The organism is Microcoleus sp. Pol7_A1 (genome assembly GCF_036701085.1).
Taxonomy (GTDB): domain Bacteria; phylum Cyanobacteriota; class Cyanobacteriia; order Cyanobacteriales; family Microcoleaceae; genus Microcoleus; species Microcoleus asticus.
The window spans coordinates 1-4,790 of the sequence record NZ_JAUBQD010000130.1 but is presented as its reverse complement, the minus strand read 5'-3'; the positions used below and the strand labels follow the sequence as shown (position 1 = coordinate 4,790).

Genomic DNA, 4,790 nt, shown 5'->3' with positions numbered 1-4,790 from the left:
CAGGATCAATCGGTGCACGGCCTAACAATTCATTCAAGCCGAACCCGCTTCGCGGGTCGGCTTAATTCAGGCGTTAGCCATGACAAGACACGCCCTCACAATCTTCCTGTCCATCCTCATGACTACTCAAGCATTTGCCCAGGAGTGGGCAACCGCAGTCTCTAGGCACCATACTGAGGACCGCGCCATTGTGTTTCGGTACGTAAAGACCTTCACTCCTCAATTCAACCGTTCCAGCCAACCCGATCGGATCATTCTTGTCTGGAACTATAAGTCAGACAGCGGAATGCCATCTGTGAAAGAGCGGCAGATGATGGACAAGCTGGAGGACTCACTTTCGCCCACCATTGAAGGTGATGGCTTCGCTACTCTAGCGCTGGTTTCCACGGGAGAGAACTCTCGCGAGTGGATCTACTATGCGCGTTCGGAGGATGAGTTTATGGTCAGGCTCAATGCTGCCCTCAAAGACTCTCCTGAATATCCAATCGAGATTCACGCAGCCCCTGACCCGGCGTGGGAGACCTATGAGGAGTTCTTCTCCGGTCTCTCCGGCGGCCATGGCTAACAATTCATTCAAGCCGACGCCGCTTCGCGGCGCGGCTTAATTCAGGCGTTGGGCCTCATAGTCATGGCTATCGCAGACGCTGACACCGCAATCGAGAGCTTCCTTGAACTTGAGCGTAGGTTTCAAGACTTCATTCGGGTAGTGCCGATTGCTCCAGAGCACAATCGCGTCCACTCGCCGGTCTTGGCATCGATTCTGCTCGATGCATGTAGCCTCTTGGAAACCGTGCTTAAGTCCACGATGGACAACGTCAGATACGACAACGTCACGAACATCACCGTCATTCGGGCGAGGCGCTATTCTCAGGCCCCTCCGTATCTAAACATCGGCGATCTCCGTACAGTGTTTCGGCCAGATACCTTCTACGCGAAGCCTGTCTGGTACCTCCCTCGGGGTGAATCGTCTTACCCTTGGCACGTTTGGCGGCTTGCGACTGGGCAGCCCCGCTGGTGGAAGGCATACAATGCAGTAAAACACTCACGCTTTCAGAAGGCCTCGCAGGCGACTCTTCTCACGACTTTGCACGCGCTGAAGGGTTTATTTCTTGCGCTAGTGCAATCTCTGGAGTTTAGAGCGCGCCTCATCGAGCGTGGAATGTTGCGGTGCAATCTTGTTACGACAACACAGCTGGTCGCGCATGCAGTCGCATGGGAGCCTATCCCGGTCGCTTGGGCTGTGCCAGTTGTCGTGCGCTCCGAGTTGTTTGGGTACAAGTTCCTGGCGAATGGTTCGCCAAGCAAGTCAAGTTATTCAACCATTTTCTTGTAGTCGCGATGATGCCCAACTATGCGTTCAAGCGGACCGCCGGGAGGTGCTTCGATGTTCATTGATGCGAGGTCGGCCGGCGGCCGCTTAACTCGGCGTTGGACCTCATGAGAACGCTTCCCGCAATCTTCTTGCTTGTGTCCGCAGCACTGCTCGGCGCGTGCACGTCCAGCCCTGTCAACCCGATGGGAGACCCTTGGGACCAGCAGTGCTATCCCGGATACGAAGCCGACGTCCTGGTGCTTTCAGGCATCGACGCAACTGATTGTGGAATTCTTCCGCGAAGAGGAGCCCACGTCGTCACGCCGAGTCCACAAGAGTGCCTTTCCTCCGCCCTGACTACTGAGATGCCATTTCGTGCCGGCCATGCCAGTCATGGAGACGATTCCCTCTTCTGCGATACCGTCGTACGTGACCAGGATGGCACCATTTGGTCAGTGTTCTACGACTTCGATGTAACCGGCCAGATGCGATCGGACGGGCGAACCGCATCCTTGTGGGTTTCTCGGTGCACGAGCATAGTAATGGAGCCTGGCACCATCGGGCCAGGGAGCTTCTTCCGTGCAGTCGGATGCACCGAGGACAGGGCTGCGCTCTCTCGAATCCTTGAAGCTCGGAAAGCGCACTCGCGCTGAGGCCCAACTATGCGTTCAAGCGGACCGCTGAGGATATGCTTCGTTCTTCCGGACCGCTGGCGGTCAGCGGCCGCTTAACACGGCGTTAGGCGCAGATGAAAGTACCTCGCAATCCCGCTCGAAGCTACCTGATCGCTCACGCGTGCTTTCAATGCCGCAAGAGTTTCAAGGTTTCCCCGCGGCCGGAGTTCTCGGCGTCGTGTCCCCATTGCGGCGGAGCAATCTTCGAGATGGGGCGCTCCTTCAGAGCGCCTGCGTCGCGGGACTTGGAGCAATGGGCAAAGGTCGAGGCTCTCTATGCAGCTGGCTTCCGCTTTTCCAGCTACAGGAGTGCCGACGGCCCGCCGCTCCCGGATCGGCTTGCCGAGGTAGAGTCATTCATCCGCAACAACCCGGCGCATCCGCTTCGAGTGGCTGCGCCTAACAACTCGCTCAAGCGGACCAATCAATCGCTGCGCGATTGATGTGGACGCTTAGCTCCAGCGTTAGATTGCTCATGGGCAGCTCTTCGCTAACGGTCGGCGCAACCTACTTCGGCTAACGTTTGCCGATCGAGACCTCACGATGCCTGGTGTGCAGCCACTGGTGTTCCTCGGCGAAGTCGACGACCAGATCGGTGGAAAGGCACTCGCCTTTCAGGACACCGTTTCGTACGTGCGCTTTGGATCTCGTCTCTCTGCCTCACAGGGCATTGACGAAATGGAGGTCTGCTTCATACCGTACGAGGAAGTTGGCTCGAACGTTCTCACCATCGAGCAGGCCGCGAGCCAAGTCGCCGCCGCAGCTCAGCGCGCGATCGCTCTTGGTCATCCGGTTCTTCCGGTCCTTCGGGAAGCTTGGCGATGAGTAATCTAACCATGTGTTCAAGCCGACCGCGCAGTCACCGCTTTCGCAATCTGCCAGTCCGCGCATGCGCGGCGGCTTAACACGGCGTTAGGCGTCCATGGAGCCTTCATCGTTCATTGTGGAGTTCTATCCCCACCTGTCCGAGAAGGACTGGCATAGCTTCATGCTTGCAGTCGGCACGGCCGGTGCCATTAGTCACTGGCAGTCGTCCCATCGGGTGGAATTAACTTGCATCAGGCGTAGTCGGCTCCAGCATGTGGGGTACATCGTCTATCGGACCGCGGATCCATCATTTGGCAAGGTGGTCGGAGTTACAGGAGAGGCTCAATCTAGGGCAAGCGCATATGCCCGGAGCGCCTAACCAATCATTCAAGCCGACGCCTTCGGCGCGGCTTAACTCAAGGTGTTAGCCATCAAATGAGCGCTCTCGGCACATTGTTGTCATTCTTCGCGCTGCCGGCTGATGCGCAGGTAGAGATTTTGCCTGACGTTCCAGCAGAATTCGGCGTGCCGGGATACTTCGTTGTGCAAAACCCGCTTTCGTTAGCCGCAGGAGCGCTCTTGTCAGCTGTTGCACCACCGCACGCCGACAGTGCTTCCAGCTACTTGGAGCGAACTGGGTTGTCGTTGGATGCCGAGCTGCCACCCTCACTTAACGAGCTTTCCGCGCTAGTCGCTCTCATAGCAACGCATCGTGATGCGGATTGGCTTTTCAACCAGAAGGCACTTCGTAGGAGGGCAGAGTGGGCATTGGTTCGAAGGGTCGCATCCGTCGCTGTTCGCGATCTACATCTGAGCGGCTGTTGTACGTCGGCAGAGGTTAGGCGCGTCTTGCAAATTGAGGCTCGCCGTGTTGATGGCTAACTATGCGTTCAAGCGGACTGCGGGGAGAGGCTATCGTGTTTCCTGATGCTGTATCGGCCCGCAGCCGCTTAACGCGGCGTTAGGCCCCACTCCAACCTCAATGGCAAGATCATTCCAAGTGCTCGTTTCGCTCGGCTATCTTGCGGCCATAGGTAGCGGCGTATTCCTTGGCTTGGTCTGGTGTGGAGGCTACGTATGGCACGAGCAGCTCGCCTTCTGGACGCTTGCGGCATTCGCGGCCGCAATTTTGACCTTGCCGCCCTACTGGACCCCACGAATCCGCTATCGGATCCTGCTGGCCGCGTTGTTGCCTGTTCTGTTCCTGCTGTCGCAGGCCCTTGCCTCGCCCTTCTATCTTGGCTTTGGCACCGCATCCGAGTATTTTGCGGGCGTAGTTCATGCTCTCCGGTACGGGCCGTGCTAGTGGGGCCTAACTCATCATGTATGGACTCCCCCGTCAACCGCTGACGAGTCGGCTGTTGTTTGGTTCCTGCTGACCCGCTCTTCTTGCGCCTGAGCAAGCGGCTGCATTCGTGTATTCGGCTTTATTGGACGCGTTTGGTCCGAGCCATGATGGGATCCGCGAAGCAGGGCCATTCGTTCAAGCGGCCACGAGGACCAGAAGAGTTATCGGCTTGGCTGCTTCGGGGACCGTCGCACAGGCATCAGGTTGAAGCGGTGCAGCGCGTGAAGGGGTGGGTTCGTTTGTCTGGGGTGTGGACTCAGTGCGCGCGATGCGCGCTGAGGTGGTTGGGGTCAAAGTACTGGCCGTGGCGGTCCGCGGCCCAGAGGCGCCGGACGGTCTTGTTGGCGAGCGCGACCGCGGCTTTGTTGTGGCCGGCGCGTTCGGCCAGCGCCAAGGCCCACTCCTGGGTTCGGTCGAGCGGTTTTCCCTGTTTCTGGGCGAGCTTCGCGGCCAGCAGCGCAGACCGTGCGCCGTGAATCAGCAGGGTGCGCAGGTCGCTGTCGCCGCGTTTGGTCATGCGCCCGAGTCGTCGCGTGTTGCCGCTGGAGTGTTCGCGTGGCGGCAGGCCGAGTGCGCTGGCGACGTGGCGCCCGGAATCGAAACGCGCGAGTTCGCCGACCGAGGCGCTCAGCGCGGTCGCCGTCAGTAG

4 protein-coding genes are annotated in these 4,790 nt (G+C 58.6%); 3 read left to right on the top strand and 1 reads right to left on the bottom strand.

The genetic code is table 11. The features are described 5' to 3' along the window. The first annotated feature begins 79 nt into the window (after nucleotides 1-79). The 3 genes from QUA20_RS31360 to QUA20_RS31350 all read left to right on the top strand — a co-directional run bounded on the left by QUA20_RS31360 (nucleotide 80) and on the right by QUA20_RS31350 (nucleotide 4,099). Nucleotides 80-565: a DUF695 domain-containing protein gene (locus QUA20_RS31360; protein WP_333194230.1), complete on the top strand. Its 486-nt coding sequence runs from the start codon at nucleotides 80-82 to the stop codon at nucleotides 563-565. A 1,964-nt stretch (nucleotides 566-2,529) separates the two neighbouring features. After that, on the top strand, nucleotides 2,530-2,811 hold the full coding sequence (locus tag QUA20_RS31355; RefSeq protein ID WP_333194229.1) for a hypothetical protein: 282 nt from the start codon (nucleotides 2,530-2,532) through the stop codon (nucleotides 2,809-2,811). A gap of 964 nt (nucleotides 2,812-3,775) precedes the next feature. Then, on the top strand, nucleotides 3,776-4,099 hold the full coding sequence (locus QUA20_RS31350; RefSeq protein WP_333194227.1) for a hypothetical protein: 324 nt from the start codon (nucleotides 3,776-3,778) through the stop codon (nucleotides 4,097-4,099). Nucleotides 4,100-4,397: 298 nt separating this feature from the next. On the opposite strand, the gene QUA20_RS31345 is transcribed toward QUA20_RS31350, so the two are convergent. Then, nucleotides 4,398-4,790 (bottom strand): transposase (locus QUA20_RS31345; protein ID WP_333194225.1); only part of this gene is annotated, 393 nt, incomplete at its 5' end.